Source organism: Nocardiopsis sp. YSL2, assembly GCF_030555055.1.
In the GTDB taxonomy this organism is placed as follows: Bacteria; Actinomycetota; Actinomycetes; order Streptosporangiales; family Streptosporangiaceae; genus Nocardiopsis.
The window spans coordinates 6,278,610-6,294,740 of the sequence record NZ_JAMOAO010000001.1; the positions used below are offsets into that span (position 1 = coordinate 6,278,610).

The window sequence follows — 16,131 nt, forward strand, 5'->3', positions numbered from 1 at the left end:
ACGCGCAGCGCAAGCCGGGGGCATTCCACACAGGAGGCATCGTGACTCGACTAGTGCGCAGATGGACGGCGGTCGGCGTGGTTCTGACCACAGCGGCCCTGACGTCCTGCACCACCGACCCTGGGGGCGCCGCCGACACCTCCCGGGTACGCGTCGCCGTCACGGCGGACGCCACATCGTTCGATCCCGCGCGGGGAAACGTCGCCGCCGACTACCAGTTCGCACGCCTGACCCACGACTCCCTGGTCCGGATGAACCCCGAGGGGGAGACGGTTCCCGGCCTGGCCGCGTCGTGGGAGGAGAGCCCCACCGGGGTGGAGTTCACCCTCCGGGACGGTGTCACCTGCTCCGACGGGACGGAGCTGGACGCCGACACGGTGGCGGCGGCCCTGGAGTACCTCGCCTCCCCCGACACCGGCTCCTCGATCGCGGGCCACGTGTTCGGGCCCGGCGAGCCCGAGATCTCCTCCGACGGCGACGCGGGAACCGTCACCGTCACGTTGGAGAGCCCCTGGTCCGGCCTCCTGCCGGGGCTGTCCTCGGCCCAGGCCGGAATCCCGTGCACGACCGATCCCGAGGAACTGGCCACGGGCGAGGCCCCGGGAACCGGGGCCTACACCCTCACCGCCTCCCAGCGGGGCACGGAGTACACCTACTCCCTGCGTGAGGACTACGACTGGGCACCGGACTTCGGCGCACAGGGCTCCTTCCCCGAGACCGTCACCTTCCACGTGATCGAGAACGAGAGCACCGTCGCCAACCAGATGGAGACCGGGCAGATCGACTACGCCGCCTTCACCGGCACCGACAGCGCCCGCTTCGATCCCGAGGAGTACACCGTGGTCTCCCGGCCGACGGTGTTCATGTTCCTGGTGTTCAACGAACGCGGGGACAGGCCCGGCGCCGACCCGCGGGTGCGGGAGGCCGTCGCCCGGAGCGTGGACAGGGAGGCCTTCCGCAACGCGGTCACCAGCGAGGCGGGAACCCTGCTCACCACCGTGGTCCCCGCGGACTTCCGGTGCGCGCTGGACGACGCGTCGCTCCTGGCGCAGGCCGACGCCGACGCCGCCGCCGAGGTCCTCGGCGGTGTGGAGATGAACCTGGTCGGCACGAACGCCATCGCCGGCGGGTCCGGCAACGAGTACGTGCGCGCCGCGCTCGCCGACGTCGGCGCCCAGGTCGATCTGCGCAACGTGGACAACGCGACCTGGGGCACCGAGGTCCTGGGCTCCGAGGGCGACTGGGACGTCACGGTGATGGCCGCCCTGAACGGCAGCGGCACCCTCACTCCCACGATGTCCCTGCTCACCGGGCCGCCGCCACCGGACGGCCGCAACTTCGGCGCGGTCGACAGCCCCGAACTGGCCGAGGGCTTCCAGAGCGCGATGTCGTCCGTGGACTCCGAGGAGCAGTGCACCGCGTGGCGGGACGCGCAGCGGGCGATGCTGGAGCAGCACCACGCTGTCCCGCTGTCCGCTGTGGACGTCAGCTGGGTGATGGCCGAGCACGTGAGCGCGACGGCCTTCCCCACCGGGGTCGACGTCTCCACGCTGCGGATCGCGGACTGAGGCTGGCCGATGTCCCCCCTCCCCACCGCACGCACCAGGCCCGGCCGGTCCGGCCGGGCCTGGGCCCGCTTCCTCCTGCGCCGCCTCCTCGGACTGGGCGCCGTCCTCGTCGTCCTGGTCACCGCCACCTTCCTGATCCTCCAACTGGTGCCCGGGGACCCCGCCCGCGCGGCGATCAGCGTCGACGCCTCTCCTGAAGAGGTCGAGGCGATGCGCCGCGCGCTGGGGCTGGACCGGCCCCTGGCCGAGCAGTTCGCCTCCTACGTCGGGGGCCTGCTCACCGGGGACCTCGGCACCTCCTTCCAGACCGGTGAGGCGGTGTCGCAGGTCATCGCCACACGCCTGCCCTTCACCGCGCAACTGGCCGTGTTCTCGGTACTGGGCGCCCTGCTGATCGCGGTCCCGCTGGGTGTCGCGGTGGCCGTGGCGTGCCGCGGCGGGCGCCGCCGCCCCCTCGACACGGCCTTCACCACCACGGCCTCCGTCGTCGGCTGCACACCCGAGTACATCGCGGGCACGCTCCTGGTCCTGCTGTTCGCCGTCACCATGGGATGGCTCCCGGCGGCGGGTGCCGCCACCCCGGCCTCGCTCCTGCTGCCCGTGGCGGCGATCGCGCTGTCGCCCGCGGCGGCGCTGGCCCGCATCGTGCGGCGGGAGACCGCCGTCGTGCTGGAGGAGGACTACCTCCGCACGGCCCGCGCCAAGCGCCTGGGCGGCTGGGCACTGTACGTACGGCACACCCTGCCGAACCTGCTGACCTCGACCCTGACCATGGGAGGCCTGCTCCTGGCCGGGCTGATGGGCGGCACCGTGATCGTGGAGTCGGTCTTCGCCTGGCCCGGGCTCGGCAGCCGGGTGGTGCAGGCGATCCTCGTCCGCGACTTCCCCGTCATCCAGGGCATCGTCCTGGTGATCGGTCTCATGGCCGCCGTCATCAACCTGCTGGTCGACGTCTGCCTCGGCGTACTCGACCCCCGCACACTCACCGGAAAGACCGAGGAGGCGAGTTCGTCGTGACCTCTCCCCCGCGCGCCCTCACCCTGGCGCGACGGCCCGGCCTCGTCGTCGGAGCGACGGGCCTGCTGGCAGTCCTGCTCCTGGCCGTCCTTGGACCGTGGGTCTGGGGCGACCAGGCCGCGCAGCTCAGCGACAGCACCCGGGCGACACCCGGGCCCGACCACTGGCTGGGCACCGACGCGCTGGGACGCGACGTCCTGGCCCGCACACTCACCGCCACCCGGCTCACCCTGGAGACGACCACCCTGGCCACCGCCCTGGCGGCGGGTGTCGGACTGCTTCTGGGCGGGACGATCTGGTTGAGCGGACCGCGCGTGCGCACCGTCGGCCTGCGGGTCATCGACGTCCTGGTCTCCTACCCCTCCCTGATCCTCGCGCTCCTGGTGGCCGCGGTCGTCGGGCCCGGGCCCACCGCGTCGGTCCTCGCGGTGGGCGTGGCCGGCAGTCCGGTCTTCGCCCGGCTCACCGCCAACCTCGCCGGCTCGGTCGCGGCACGGGACTACGTCACCAGCGCCCGTATGCTCGGCGTCCCCAAGCACCGCCTGTTCCTCCGACACATGCTGCCCAACATGGCCGAGCCGCTCCTGGTCCTGGTCTCGGTGGCCTTCGGCACCATCCTCGTCACCCTGTCGGGCCTGTCCTTCCTCGGCCTGGGCGCGCAGCCGCCGCACTACGACTGGGGTTCGCTGCTGTCCGAAGGGCTCCGTGAGCTGCACACCAATCCCAGCCAGGCCCTGGGGCCGGCGCTGGCCATCGTCCTCACCGGGACCTGTGCCGGGCTGGTGGGCGACGCAGTGGCCGCCGGCGCCGACGCGCGCTCGTCGGGTGTGCGCGCCCTGGCCCGTTCGGCGACCCGCGCCCCCGTCCCGGCCGCCGACGCCGCGCCGGACCACGGAGCGACGGTGCTCAGCGTCCGCTCTCTGACGGTCCGCGACGCCTCCGGGACCCGGCTCGTGGACGACGTCTCCCTCGACGTGGGCCGCGGGGAGATCGTCGGAGTCGTCGGGGAGTCCGGTTCCGGCAAGACGCTCACCGCGATGGCCGTGGCGCGGCTGCTCCAGACGGGCCTGCGCTCCAGCGCCGAGGTGATGCGCCTGGGCGACCTCGACCTGCGCGGACATCCCCAGGCACGGCGGCTGGCCCTGGACCTGGGCGTGGTCTTCCAGGACCCCCTGTCCTCGCTCAACCCCGCGCTGCGGATGGGGAACCAGCTCACCGAGGTCCTGCGCACGCACGCGGGGGCGTCGGCGCGGGAGGCGCACGCCCGGGTGCGCGACAGCCTGGCCCGCATGCGCGTCACCGACCCCGACGGGCTCATGCGCGGCTATCCGCACCAGCTGTCCGGCGGGATGCGCCAGCGGGCCATGATCGCCGCGGCGCTGGCCTGCGCGCCGAAGCTGATCGTGGCCGACGAGCCCACCACGGCACTGGACGTGACGGTCCAGGCCGACGTATTGCGCCTGCTCCGCGAGGCCGGACGCGACGAGGAGACCTCCGTCCTGCTGATCTCGCACGACATCGCCGTCGTCTCCTCGGTGTGCGACCGGGTCCTGGTGATGTACTCGGGCCGCGTCGTGGAGTCCCTCGACACGGCCGCGCTCCGCCGGGGCGAGGCGGCCCACCCCTACACCCGCGCCCTGATCAGCGCGACGCCCGCCGCCGCCCTGTCCCTGGCCACGGCCGACGGCGGAGCGGCGCCCGAACGCCTGGCCACCATCCCGGGGCGTCCGCCCCAGCCCGGGCTGCGCCCCCCTGGGTGTGCGTTCGCGCCCCGGTGCTCGCGCGCCCTGGACCCGTGCCGCGACTCGGTGCCCGTCCCCGTTCCGACCGGCACGGGCTCGGCCGCGTGCTTCGCACCGGTCGCCTTCCCCCACAGCGGCGTCCAGGAGGGTGCACGATGACCGCCACGCCATCCGATCGGACCGACCGGCCCGCCCTGATCCGCGCCGAGGGAGTCACCGTGGGCTACGGATCCCGCTCGGGGTCGGCCCCGATCCTGCGCTCGGTCGACCTGGAGCTGCGGAGCGGACGCACCCTGGGGCTGGTCGGCGAGTCGGGGTCGGGCAAGTCGACCCTGGCCCGCGCCCTGGTGGGCCTGCTGCGCCCCTCCGCCGGAAGGGTCCTGCACGAGGGCCGTGACCTCGCCTCGGCGAGCCGGAGGGAGCTGGCCGCGCTGAGGCGCTCGGTCCAGCTCGTCCCCCAGGACCCCTACGCGTCGCTGAACCCCCGGATGACCGTGGGTGCGGCCATCGCCGAGGCCGTCGACCCGCGCCGCGCGTCGCTGCGCGCGCACCGGGCCGAGGTCGAGCGCTGGCTGGGTCTCGTGGCCCTGGACCCCGACGCGGCGGAGCGCTATCCGCACGCGTTCTCCGGCGGCCAGCGCCAGCGGATCGCCGTGGCCCGCGCCCTGGCCGCCCGGCCCCGGGTGGTGATCGCCGACGAGATCACCTCCGCCCTGGACTGCTCGGTCCAGGCCGAGGTCCTGAACGTGCTCGCCGACCTGCGCGAGGAGCTCGACCTGACGATGCTGTTCATCTCGCACGACCTCAGCGTGGTGCGCCTGGTCAGTGACGACGTCGCCGTGCTCTACCAGGGACGCGTGGTGGAGCGGGGCGAGGCGCACGAGGTCCTGGGCGGATCCCCCCGGCACCCCTACACCCGGCTGCTCCTGGACAGCGTCCCGGACGGGCGGGAGCTGTCGCCGCCGCCCGGCGGCACCACCGGGGGCACCGGGACCGGCGCCCGTGTCCGGGAGGCGCGGGGTGCGTGAGGCCGGGCGGTGGCGCTGCCGGAGCCGTGGCCGCTCCCGCCGCCGTCGTCCGGATCGACGTGTTCCTCAGCGCCCCGGGCCACGCGGGGGCCGGGGCTCGGAGCCGACCGGGCGCGCGGAGCGATCCGTCCGGGCGCGTACCGGAGCGGGACCGACCCGGCTCAGGAGGGTCCCGATCCCGTGCGGGCGCCCGTGTGCGCGGTCCTGCATCCAGGACCGCACCTGTTCGGCGGTGTCCGGGGCCACCGCGCCGATCAGTGAGAAGGCGTCGCGCCGCAGGGCCGGGCGCAGCGCGCGCAGGGCCGGAGCCAGGACCCGGTCCAGCAAGGCGCCGCGTTCCGCCTCCCAGGCGGGGCTGCCTCCGCGCGACCACCACAACCAGGCGTGCGCGGCGCACATGCGGTAGTCGCCGCGCAGCACGGGGGGAAGCTCCGAGCGCGCCCGCCGGGCGTAGGCCGCGGCCAGCTCCGGGGTGGCCCTGGCCGCGAACTCAGCGAACTCCAGGGCGAAGACGCGGTCGTCGGCCGCGAAGCCGTGGGGGTCCAGGACCCGCTCGACCACCGCGCGGGCCGCGTCCTGGCCCAGCGGTCCGCGGCCGGCACGGCTCAGCAGCAGCTCCATGTGGCGGCGGACCACCCGGTCGGTACCGGAGCCCCTGCCCACCTCGCGCAGTCGTCCGGTGAGCGCCACGAGTTCCACGACCGGCCGGTGCCGGGGCGGGAAGAGGTCCAGGTAGTGGTCCATCAGGAGGTCGGCCAGAGCCGTGATCCGGCGGTGCGGCCGTTCTGCGCCGGCCACCAGGGCCGAGGCGGCCTCGGCCGTCTCGGGGCGCGGGTGCGCCCGCAGCATGCGCGCCGCCCCGCCGGTGTCGGGTCCGTGTCCGGCCCACACCAGGCGCAGTGCGAGCCGCACCGAGGCGCCGTCGGGCTCGGTTCCGGGTGTGAGCGTGTCGGTGACCAGGGCGAACTCGACGAGGTCGGTGTCCGCCGATCGGGCGTTCCGGGCACGGGCGGGACCGGTGCCGCGGCGGGCCGCCGCGAGCCGCTGGACGGCCCGCAGGGCGCGCAGCGGCGGCGGCGACGGGTCGAGCAGCCAGGCCGGAGCGTCCGGGCCGCCGACCAGGTCCAGGACGGGACCGGGTTCGTCGCGGGCGCGGGTGTCCAGGGCCCGCAGGACGGCCGAACGCGACCGGGCCTGCCCCGGTTCGCCGAGGAGCTCTCCGACGGCCGCGCGGCCGGGGCCGTCGGAGAGCAGCGGTGGTATCAGCAGCCGGGCCGCGTGGTCCTCCTGGAGGTGGGGTTGGACGAGCACGTCGCTCAGCCGGAGGAGTTCGAGCAGGACGTGGAGCGGGGCGTCGTCTCGGGCGAGCGCCTCGTGGAGCGCGCGGCGGGCGGGGCGCAGGACGCGGTCGTCACCTGCCGCACGGAACCGGGTCCGAGCCCAGCGCAGCACCTCGCGCAGGTCCGCGTTGTCCGGCTCGTCGACGAGCAGTCGGGGCAGCGCGCCCAGGGCGGCGGCGACCAGTGGGGCCGTGAGGTCGGGACCGAACCGGCGTTCCAGGGCGGTGGCGAGGTCGCGTGCGGCTTCGGGGCGCAGCGGACCACGGGCGGTCAGTGCGGCCAACAGCGAGGCCCACCATGCCCGGGAACGCTCGTCGACGCGGTCGCGGCACCACGCCACGGCGTCGGGGCCCGCCCCGGCCGGGAGCTCGATCCCCTCGGCCAGAGCGGCGCAGGCGAGGGCGCCGCCCAGGTCCCGTGCCCGTCGAGCCACGGGTACGCCGGCGCCCTGGTCACCCGCGGCGACGGTCTCGCCCACCAGGGCTCCGCGGCCCGCCTCCCACAGGGCCGTGGCCGCGACGGCCCAGGTGAGCGGTTCCGCGCCCGGGTCCGCGTCCGGGTCCGCGTCATGGTCGACGTCCGGGTCGCCGTCCGCCCCGGAGCGGTGCACCCGGTACCGGCCACCGCTCGCCGCGTCGGTCAAGGCCGGAGCGCAGTCCTCGGTGACGCCGATGACGTGGTGCGGGGACAGGTCGGGACGTCGGGTGTAGGTGGTGAAGGTGAGCCGTCCGGCCAGGTCGGCGGGCAGGCTGCGGCAGGCCAGGGCGATCCAGTGGGCGGCCTCCGTGCTGGAGCCGACCAGGACGACCTGCCGGTCCGCGTCGCCGTCCAGCGCGTGGAGGATGTCGGTGAGCACGGCGGCGGCCCGGCCGCGGTGCCGACGGGTGAAGGCCGCGAGGCGCTGCGTCGAGGGAGCGCCGTCCGGGCGCGGGCGTCCCCCCGGAGGGGAGGTGCGGGGCCGATCGGCCGGCCCGGCTCCCGCGGTGGTCGCGGCACCGGCCGGCGGTGCGGTGTCGGCGTCGTGCGCTCCCGTGCGCCAGAAGGAGGAGCCCCAGGTGTCGATGGGAAGGACCGCGGTTCCAGGCGCACCGGGCAGCACCAGGGCGTGCGCGTAGAAGTTGCCGTACCGGCCGGTGTGGTCGCGGCCGACGTAGACGATGTGGCTGAGAACGGTGGTGTCGTTGGTGAGCCTGGTGTGGCTGAGGGTGATCGGGAAGTCGGCGAGTTCGGCCGGGGCGGGCCGCACGGGCATGGCGGGCGGGGGTTCGTAGGACAGGTGCCGCTCGATCCGGCGCAGGAGTGCGGGCCGCAGTCCCGGGGACGCGTGGACGAACTGGAATCCGGGGGCGCCCGTCGGCCCGGACTCCACCGAGGTGTAGTGCGCTTCCGCTGTGCTCATCGGCCGTCCTTCGGGGGAACTCGTGCGGTCGGCACAAGGGGTGGGTGAGCGTTTCACGACACGCGGGACGCCAGGAAGGAATCGTTGTCCGCCGTTCTTCGCGTGGCGGGTGAAAAGGAGGGGGAAGGGTCCGGGCCAGGGACCGGTGGCCGCACAGAGACCCGTTCTCCAGGGGGAACGGCCAGGGAGGGGATCGAACCCGGAATCCGAGTCGGCATTCTCTGACGAAGGGGATTTCAACGGAGAATACTACCAACGGAATCCGAGGTTCTCCAGAGAAGTGATCCCCACGGACGGCACCTCATCCGCCACAATGGAGACGGAAAAGAAACAGCGCCCCGTTCGTCACCGAGGCTTCCCGTCCACGACCGATGGCCTCCCGCATCCCGATCCCTCGGCCCGCGGACAGACGGCCGAACCGGGTGGCGCCGCGCATGGTCCCGGGCGTCGCTGCGGTGAACGGGACCACGCGGCCACACCCGAGCCGGGACCACTCCCCCGCGGACGCCTCGGCGGCGGACACGCGTGGTTGTCCACAGGGCGGCCACGGCGCCGGGAATTACTGACATCCTTGGTCCTCAGGAGAACCGAGCGTCTCGATGGGAACCGGATGCGCATGGGCGAGGGCAACCGTGAACGGCGGCGCGCCAGGCTGAGGACGACGGGTGAGCGGCAGCGCCGCCGGGACGCCCAGCGTGGACCCGCCACACCCACCTCCCACGGCGCCGCGCCGCCGAACCTGCCCGAGGAACACGCGCGCAGACTGGTCGCGCTCGCCGTGGACGCGCTGCGCCGGGGCGGCGATGCCCAGCTGGACGCCACCCTGGCCGAACTCGCCGAACCCGGGGTGCCGGGCTGGGGTCGGGCCGTCGACCGCGCCCTGTTCTCCGGTCTGGAGCGCGAGGTCGCGCGGTCCTGGCAGCACGGCTGGCAGCCCGCCGAACTGGTGCGCGTGCTCACGCGTGAACTCGACCGTGCCGCGGGAGCCCTGGCCACCGACATGGTCGCGGCGGAGAGCCGTCGCTACGCCGCCGCGCGGATCGCACCCGAGTGGTCGCGCCAGCTACGCGACCTGGACGCGCGACCGTGGTGGGGCGCCGACACCGACCACGCGCGCCGGTTCGCCGAGCGACACGGCCTGGACCGGCTCCAGACCATCCGCCTGGCCGTGCGGGTGACCGCCGTGCTGCGGTCCCTGCCCCGGCTCCAGGTGCTGTGCCCGCTGCCCGGGCAGGCGAGCTCGAAGGCGACCGGGGACGGGATCGACCCGGCCAAGCTCGCCCGGATCCGCCACCTCCTGGCCAAGGCCGAGGCCACCGAGTTCCCCGAGGAGGCCGAGGCGCTCACCGGACGGGCCCAGGAGCTGATGGCGCGGCACAGCATCGACCACGCCGCGGTGGTCGCCGAGTGCGGCGGTACCGGCGAGGTCCACGGGCGCCGGCTGCCCGTGGAGGCGCCCTACGAGTCGTACAAGGCCGCCCTGCTCAACGTCATCGCCCAGGCCAACCACTGTCGGGCGGTATGGCACCGGCAGCTCGCCCTGTGCACGGTCCTGGGCTACCCCGGCGACGTCGACGCCGTGGAGCTGCTGTTCACGTCGCTGCTGGTGCAGGCCACCACCGCGATGCGCCTGGCCGGTTCCACCCGCGACCGCCACGGGCGCTCCACCACCCGCTCCTTCCGGGCGTCGTTCCTCTCGGCCTTCGCCGATCGGATCGGCGAACGGCTCATGCTCGCCTCCCACACCGGTGAACGGGAGGCGGTGCGCGAACACGCCCGGGCGGGGACCGACCTCGTTCCGGTGCTGGCACGGCGTTCCGCACGCGTGGAGGAGGCCTTCCACACCACCTTCCCCGAGGTGGAGCAGACCGAACTGAGCATGCCCACGAACGCCCAGGGCTGGGAGGCCGGGTGGGCCGCCGCGGACGCGGCGACCCTGCACGCCCGGGACCGCGTCACCAGCTGACTCCCTCAACGGTGCCGGCAACGCGGCGGTACGCTCCACGCCGTGCCGCGGGCACCGCTACGGCCACCACCCGGTGCACGCCCCCGCGGGCACCGGACCCGGGAACGCGCCCGGGCACGCCCGCTCCCACGGCCGTCCGCACACCGTCTCGCGCCGGCGGCGGTATCGAGCACCTGCGCGTACGCGCTGGTCACCCGAAGGACGCCGAGGGCTGGAAGGGTGTGCGGTTCGTGCGCCACCAGGGTCAGGGCGACCGCGAGCACCAGCGCACAGTGGACGGCGAGCGTCGGAAGTCGATCCGGCATGCCTCCACCCTGGCAATCCTCACGCGTGGTCGTGGGGCGATCACACCACGCACCGTGTCCGGTTCAGGCCACGCCCGGAGCGCATGACCACGACCGGACCAGGGAAGACGGCCCGGCCGGCCCCGGGCCGCACCGTGACGGCACGGGAACCCCGGCCCGCCAAGGCTTTCGGGTTGCGCGTGAGGTCCGATCACCGGAACACTACGGACGACACTCCCTCAGACCGGAAGGCGATTCCGTGACGGACGCTCCGCTCATCGACACCACCGTCCCCCACTCGGCACGCGTGTTCAACTACTGGCTGGGCGGCAAGGACCACTACCCCGTGGACCGCGACCTGGGCGAGCAGATCAAGGCGAGCTCCCCGGAGATCGTCGCCCTCGCACGCGCCGACCGCGACTTCCTCGTCCGCTCCGTCACCTACCTGGCCAAGGAGGTGGGCATCCGCCAGTTCCTGGACGTGGGAACGGGCCTGCCGACCGCCAACAACACCCACGAGGTCGCCCAGCGGATCGCGCCCGAGTCCAAGGTGGTCTACGCGGACAACGACCCCCTCGTGCTGACGCACGCCCGTGCCCTGCTCACCAGCTCCCCGGAGGGCAGCACGCACTACCTCGACGCCGACCTCACCGAGGCCGAGGCGCTCCTGGCCCAGGCACGCGAGCACCTGGACTTCTCCCAGCCGATCGGTATGACCATCATGGGCACCCTGGGCCACTTCCCCGCCGACGACGCGACCTACGCGATCGTGCGGGCCTACGTGGACGCGCTGCCCTCCGGCAGCTACCTGGCCCTGTGCGACAGCACCGACACCAGCCCCGAGATCGTCGAGGCGGCCGAGCAGTGGAACGCGGAGGCCGCCGCTCCCATCCACCTGCGCACGGTCGCCCAGCTCGAGCGGTTCTTCGACGGGTTGGAACTCCTGGAGCCGGGCGTGGTCTCCGTCCCCTTCTGGCGTCCGGCGTCGACCGACCTGGGCACCCCCTCCGAGGTCGCCCAGTACGGCGGCGTCGCGCGCAAGCCCTGAGCGATCGCAAGCCGCGCGTCGCGGGGCCGGGCCCCACGGCGCGGCGGCACGCACAGCGGAGACAGACCCCCCGCGCGGGAGGCCGGGGACGGTACCGCCCTCATGCCCCGGCGCCCCCCGGAGAGCTCTCGGGGCCTGCCAGGGAGGCCAGTTCCAGTGCCGCTTCCTGGGCCTCCACCAGCGACGTCAGGGTCGCGTCGTCGTGCGGGGCGGCCGCCCCGGCCCGCAGGGTGGACTCGGTGATCTCGTCCAGCCGTGCGGCCGCCCGGCGGTCCTCGATCTCCAGCTCCGCCGCGCCCACCTTGCCCGCGTAGTCCTCCAGCCGCGCGATCCGCCACAGCACGGCGCGCACGTCCTCTTCGAGCGCCGCGCGGGCGCGTTCGGCCGCCCGGCGGCTGCGCTCCCCCGGCGTGGGCACGGCCGCGATCTGGCGCCGCGACCCGGTGTGCCGTTCCAGGCTCCGCGCGATGGACCACTCGATGTCGGCGAGGACCACGCGGTTGCGCGCCGTGTCCAACAGCAGGCCCCGGTCGTGCAGGGAGGATTCGAGCACGGTGTCCACGGCGCGCTGGGCCCTGCCGAGCAGGTCACGTGCCTGGTCGTCGAGGGTCTGTGGGTCGACGAACCGGTCGGCGAACTCGGCGGTGACGTCCTCGCGGGTCTGCGCCCGCTCGGTGCGGCTCGCGGACGACCCGCTGGCGATGCCCCGCACGACCAGCACCACGGTGGTTCCGGCGAAGAGGACGATGAGCGCCGATACCGGCCCCGCCGCCAGCATGGTGGCGTACGCGAAGGCAGCGAGGGAGAGGTAGGCCAGGCGCACGCGCTTACCGATGTGCGGGTTCGACTCCGCCGACGCAGGGCGGTCCAGAGCGCGGGCTCCGCCGTGTCGCCGACCGCCCAGCGCCACACGCAGGCGGTCCGCGTCCGTGCGATCGAGGTCGGGGTGCAGGGTCGCGCGCAGGGCCCGACCGGCCGACGCGCCCGGAAGCCCTGGCCCACCGGGCCCGCGCCACGCGTCCGGCTCGACCGGCAGTCGGCTGCGGGCCTGTCGGCCTCGCTCGGTCAGCCGCCAGTCGTCGTCCACGTCCCCGGCGGTGACCAGCCCGCGGCGCCGGAGTCCGTCCAGTGTCGGGAGCCCCGCGTAGACCCGCACTCGGAACACACGGCGGTCCGTGGGATGGGGTTCGGCCTCGCGCAGGGCCTCCGCCATCGCCCGGGAGATCCGCACACTGTCTCCGCCGGGGAGGATGAGCTCCATGGGGCCCTTTCGCGGTCGCCAGGATCGTCGATCAGGCACGGCACCCGTCGTGGCGCTTCCGCATCGCCGCGATCCCCGAACGGCCGCCGACACCTGAGCCAGACTAGCGCCCGGACGTCCGCCACAGGGGGTGGTCGCGCACGTGGGATCGGCCGATCCGACCGCCCCGGCCGCCTCTGGGTCCCGGCCACCGCCCCGGGCCACCTCGTCCCGGTGCGGGCTCCGGCGGCGATCAATGGATGGACCGGGCGCCCCAGCCCAACGCGACCGCCGTAGTCGGCGACATCGCCAATCGTTCCTCGCTCAGAATCGGCCACCCAAGCGGAGAGGACCGCCGAAGCGCAGATCGGCGATGGTGGACAGGTCGATGCCGTAGCGGGTGTAGACCTTGGTCGTGTTCTCTCCCGTCAGGTCCGCCTCTGCATAGCCGAGCAGCGCCGCGATGCGCACCACCTCGGCACGACTGTCCGCCTCGATCTCCAGGTAGGCGGGGATGCGCGGCCAGGAGTCGATCTCCAACTGTGCCCCATCCAGGGTGAAGCTGTGCCTGCGGTTCTCCTGATACGCCTTGGGGGCGTAGCCGAGCTTGCCCAACAGAGCGTTGGCGGTCTCGAAGTCACCGACGGCTGTCTCCGTCTCGTGAGTGCCTCCGATGGCGTCGGAGTCGATCTCCTTGACCGTGAGCGTCACCTCGGTGCCGGTGTCGCGCAGACGTACCCATCGCGAAGCATCACCGGGTTCGATGTCGTAGACGTAGCGGCGCTGGAGCACCTCCCCCAGATCCGCACCGCCCTTGTCGAGAATGAGCCGGGCGACCTGGTCCGGGTCGATGTCCACGACCTTGGCCTCGTACTCGATCGCGCTCATACTGTTGGGCTTCCTTCCGTGCGGTGTGTCGTCGTGGGCGAAGGGGTGGGGGCGCAGTGGTTGGCTTCGAGCCTGTCATGGTCGGCTTGGCGGAAGCGGAGGATCTCGGTCCTCACAGGGCCGTTGAGGAAGTCGTCGATCGGTTGGCACAGGTCCATGCGTTGCAGGCGCGCACCGGCCAAGTAGTTCCCCGGGTCGACCACGGCGGGCGTGCCCTCGTTGTGGCAGAAGGTGCAGGTCATGCCGTCTTCCCAGTTCAGAGCACTTGCCGACCACAGCTCAGGCCCGCACGGAGTCGTGCGGGTAGCCGACTTCGACCTTGTTCCGTGTCCCCACTCCGCGATGCGGCCCCAAGCGCACATCGCGCAGAGGTAGAGGGGTCCGAGGAGCAGGAGTCGGGCAGCGTCTCCCTGGTCCGACACAGGTGGGCGCCGTTCCAGGCCCCTCCGCCGTTCCCGACCGGGCCGACAGGGCCGCGGGCGGTCACTTCCGCTTCGCTGCCCTGCGCTTCTTACGTTCCGATGGGCGCAGGAGGAGGCCGATGAGCAGGCCGACGAACGCGGTGGCGGTCAGCGCGGCCCACTGCGGGGCCTCCAGGGAGAAGAACAGGACCTGGATCTCGGTCGCGTCCCTGTTCTGCGCCACGAAGAAGACCGCGATGACGATCAGGATCAGCGCGACCCACAGCCGGGGCGGAACGGCCGACACGGAGAAGCGCCTCTCGGATACGGGGTTCCCACTGACCGGTCCCCCCGCGGGTGTGGAAGCCGCCATGGAATCATCTCCCTGTTCGACGCGACGTCGGTGCCGAATGCCCGGCAGCCCTCGTTCACGGGCGTGTACGGCATTCCCCGCGTCCGATATCGCCGAAGACAATGGAGGGCCAAATCCTGCCCCGTATCCGGCGGGGCGGGCACGGACGCCCGCACCGCTCAGGCGCGGAACCGGCGCATCGTCAACCACGAGGAACCGGCCGCCGAGCGAGGCACGGCGGCCCGCGGCGGGACCGCCCCGCTCACCACGCGGTGCTCAGCAGGTGGTTGACGAGCAGGGCGGTCGCCGCCTGCAGGGCGAGCCACACGCGGTGGTCGCGGTGGGGCAGCAGCGCCGCCGCCGGGACCAGCCACAGCACGAAGGGCAGCCAGATGCGCTCGGTCTCGGCCTTGCTCATCCCCGACAGGTCGGCGACGGCGATCGCGCAGAGCGCGCCGGCGACGAGCACGGCCACAGGAGCGCCGGACGGGTCGTCCGCCGGGTGCGGACGGGAGCGCAGCGCCCCCGGCAGCCGGGCCAGGGACCGCCGCACCCCCGCGACGGAGGCGGCCCCCGCCGTCACCACCACGGTGGCCAGGTTCGCCCAGACCCAGTAGCCGTAGGGCCGGATCGCGGCCACGCCCTGGTAGTAGCGCTCCACCACCAGGTGGTACCCCTCCCACCACCAGAAGCCCGCCGCCGTGAACGCCGCTGCGACCACCAGCGCCCCCGCCAGCGCGTAGGGCAGCGGGCGCGCGGTGCGCGCGCAGACCAGGACGGCCACCGCGGGGATCGCGATCAGGACCAGCCCGTAGGACAGGTACACCGTCCACCCGAGCAGCAGCCCGGCCGCGAGGGCCGCCGACCGGGGCGCGCGGGCGCCCGGGGACGCCGACACCGCGAGCAGGGCCAGGCCCCAGGCCGCCACCCCCATGAAGTAGCCGTCCGCCGACGCCCCGACCCAGACCGCGCCGGGGAACAGGGCCAGGAACGGGGCCGCGGCCCGGGCGGCGCGCGCGGCTCCCAGCGCGCGGAGCGCGACGAGGACCGCCGCCGCGGCCGACGCCCCCGCCACCACGCACCAGGTACCCGCCCAGGCGCCGCCGCCGAGGCCCAGCCGGTCCAGGGCGACGAACGTCAGGACCGCTCCGGGCGGATGCCCGGCGACGTGGGTGGGCCAGTTGTCGGGCTGGCCGAGGAGGATGTGCCCGGTGAACCCGCGCAGCGCCGCGCCCACGTCCGCGAACCGGTCGACCGACACCAGGTACTCATAGGGCGATTCCAGCGGCTCGGCGAACCCCCGCCGACCGTCGACGAGGGCGAGGGCGAACGTCCAGAGCGCGGACACGGCCCAGGTGAGCGCCACCAGTGGACGCCAGGGAAGGGCTCGCGCCACGGAAGGCCCGCCGACGACCACCGCCACGGCCAGCACGAGGGCGGCGACGGTGCCGGGGCCGGTGTGCGGGAGCCAGTCGGCGTACAGCGGGGGCCAGCCCACGCGCAGGCTGCCGTCGGCGCGCTCGATGGCGCGTCCGACCACCGCGGCGAGCACGACGAGGGCCCCGGCGACGAGCGCCGTGAGCGCGTCGAGCCGGCGTCCGGCGCGCCCGGCGCCGACCGTGTCGTGCCTGTGGTGCTGAAGGCCGCGCGGCGTCACGACGCCACCCTAGGCTCGGCGGCCCGGCGCGACCACGACCGCTCGGCGGTGTGTCGCCAACGGCGGTGGAATGCCTGTTCAGAGCGCGTTTCGCTGCCGGGGAGCACGGATCGCCCGGCCTAGCATGATCGCGGGCCCGGCACGGGGCCGGGCGGCAGGGCGGAGCGCGGCGCGCGCGACGAGCAACCGAGGAGGCCACGC

General features: G+C 74.0%; 12 protein-coding genes. 6 read left to right on the forward strand and 6 right to left on the reverse strand.

Features of this window, described 5'->3' with window-relative positions; translation table 11 throughout:
- The first annotated feature begins 77 nt into the window (after positions 1 to 77).
- The 4 genes from M1P99_RS27540 to M1P99_RS27555 are packed head-to-tail and all read left to right on the forward strand — an operon-like array spanning position 78 to position 5,355.
- A complete protein-coding gene (locus M1P99_RS27540; RefSeq protein WP_304455503.1) occupies positions 78 to 1,568 on the forward strand; it encodes an ABC transporter substrate-binding protein in 1,491 nt (496 codons plus the stop codon).
- A gap of 9 nt (positions 1,569 to 1,577) precedes the next feature.
- Entirely contained in the window at positions 1,578 to 2,585 is a 1,008-nt protein-coding gene (locus M1P99_RS27545; RefSeq protein WP_304455504.1) for an ABC transporter permease, read from the forward strand.
- On the forward strand, positions 2,582 to 4,486 hold the full coding sequence (locus tag M1P99_RS27550; protein ID WP_304455505.1) for a dipeptide/oligopeptide/nickel ABC transporter permease/ATP-binding protein: 1,905 nt from the start codon (positions 2,582 to 2,584) through the stop codon (positions 4,484 to 4,486). The genes M1P99_RS27545 and M1P99_RS27550 overlap by 4 nt, the downstream gene beginning before the upstream one ends.
- Positions 4,483 to 5,355 carry an ABC transporter ATP-binding protein gene (locus tag M1P99_RS27555; RefSeq protein ID WP_304455506.1) on the forward strand — a complete coding sequence of 291 codons (873 nt, stop codon included), beginning with the start codon at positions 4,483 to 4,485 and terminating at the stop codon, positions 5,353 to 5,355. Before M1P99_RS27550 ends, M1P99_RS27555 begins: the two co-directional genes overlap by 4 nt.
- Before the next feature lie 66 nt (positions 5,356 to 5,421).
- Here the strand turns inward: M1P99_RS27555 and M1P99_RS27560 are convergent, their stop codons facing one another.
- Positions 5,422 to 8,094, reverse strand: a complete 2,673-nt coding sequence (locus tag M1P99_RS27560) for a GTPase-associated protein 1-related protein (protein ID WP_304455507.1) — start codon at positions 8,092 to 8,094, stop codon at positions 5,422 to 5,424.
- 616 nt (positions 8,095 to 8,710) lie between these two features.
- Between M1P99_RS27560 and M1P99_RS27565 the strand changes: the two genes are divergently transcribed.
- Complete coding sequence (locus M1P99_RS27565) at positions 8,711 to 10,060, forward strand: DUF2786 domain-containing protein (RefSeq protein ID WP_304455508.1); 1,350 nt, start codon at positions 8,711 to 8,713, stop codon at positions 10,058 to 10,060.
- 543 nt (positions 10,061 to 10,603) lie between these two features.
- A complete protein-coding gene (locus M1P99_RS27570) occupies positions 10,604 to 11,392 on the forward strand; it encodes an SAM-dependent methyltransferase (protein ID WP_304455509.1) in 789 nt (262 codons plus the stop codon).
- 100 nt (positions 11,393 to 11,492) lie between these two features.
- Here the strand turns inward: M1P99_RS27570 and M1P99_RS27575 are convergent, their stop codons facing one another.
- The 5 genes from M1P99_RS27575 to M1P99_RS27595 form a co-directional block, all read right to left on the reverse strand.
- On the reverse strand, positions 11,493 to 12,653 hold the full coding sequence (locus M1P99_RS27575) for a hypothetical protein (protein ID WP_304455510.1): 1,161 nt from the start codon (positions 12,651 to 12,653) through the stop codon (positions 11,493 to 11,495).
- 303 nt (positions 12,654 to 12,956) lie between these two features.
- On the reverse strand, positions 12,957 to 13,520 hold the full coding sequence (locus tag M1P99_RS27580; protein WP_304455511.1) for a class IV adenylate cyclase: 564 nt from the start codon (positions 13,518 to 13,520) through the stop codon (positions 12,957 to 12,959).
- Positions 13,517 to 13,762 carry a hypothetical protein gene (locus M1P99_RS27585; protein WP_304455512.1) on the reverse strand — a complete coding sequence of 82 codons (246 nt, stop codon included), beginning with the start codon at positions 13,760 to 13,762 and terminating at the stop codon, positions 13,517 to 13,519. The genes M1P99_RS27580 and M1P99_RS27585 overlap by 4 nt, the downstream gene beginning before the upstream one ends.
- 241 nt (positions 13,763 to 14,003) lie before the next feature.
- Positions 14,004 to 14,294 (reverse strand): LapA family protein, encoded by a 291-nt coding sequence (locus M1P99_RS27590; protein WP_304455513.1) that lies wholly within the window; start codon positions 14,292 to 14,294, stop codon positions 14,004 to 14,006.
- A 241-nt stretch (positions 14,295 to 14,535) separates the two neighbouring features.
- Positions 14,536 to 15,930, reverse strand: a complete 1,395-nt coding sequence (locus tag M1P99_RS27595; RefSeq protein WP_304455514.1) for a hypothetical protein — start codon at positions 15,928 to 15,930, stop codon at positions 14,536 to 14,538.
- Positions 15,931 to 16,131: the final 201 nt, after the last annotated feature.

Bases quoted from the DNA above. Each gene is read 5' to 3' on its own strand.
- M1P99_RS27545 (WP_304455504.1), top strand. From the start codon at position 1,578: ATGTCCCCCCTCCCCACCGCACGCACCAGGCCCGGCCGGTCCGGCCGG.
- M1P99_RS27560 (WP_304455507.1), bottom strand. From the start codon at position 8,094: ATGAGCACAGCGGAAGCGCACTACACCTCGGTGGAGTCCGGGCCGACG.
- M1P99_RS27565 (WP_304455508.1), top strand. From the start codon at position 8,711: ATGGGCGAGGGCAACCGTGAACGGCGGCGCGCCAGGCTGAGGACGACG.
- M1P99_RS27585 (WP_304455512.1), bottom strand. From the start codon at position 13,762: ATGACCTGCACCTTCTGCCACAACGAGGGCACGCCCGCCGTGGTCGAC.
- M1P99_RS27580 (WP_304455511.1), bottom strand. From the start codon at position 13,520: ATGAGCGCGATCGAGTACGAGGCCAAGGTCGTGGACATCGACCCGGAC.
- M1P99_RS27590 (WP_304455513.1), bottom strand. From the start codon at position 14,294: ATGGCGGCTTCCACACCCGCGGGGGGACCGGTCAGTGGGAACCCCGTA.
- M1P99_RS27575 (WP_304455510.1), bottom strand. From the start codon at position 12,653: ATGGAGCTCATCCTCCCCGGCGGAGACAGTGTGCGGATCTCCCGGGCG.
- M1P99_RS27555 (WP_304455506.1), top strand. From the start codon at position 4,483: ATGACCGCCACGCCATCCGATCGGACCGACCGGCCCGCCCTGATCCGC.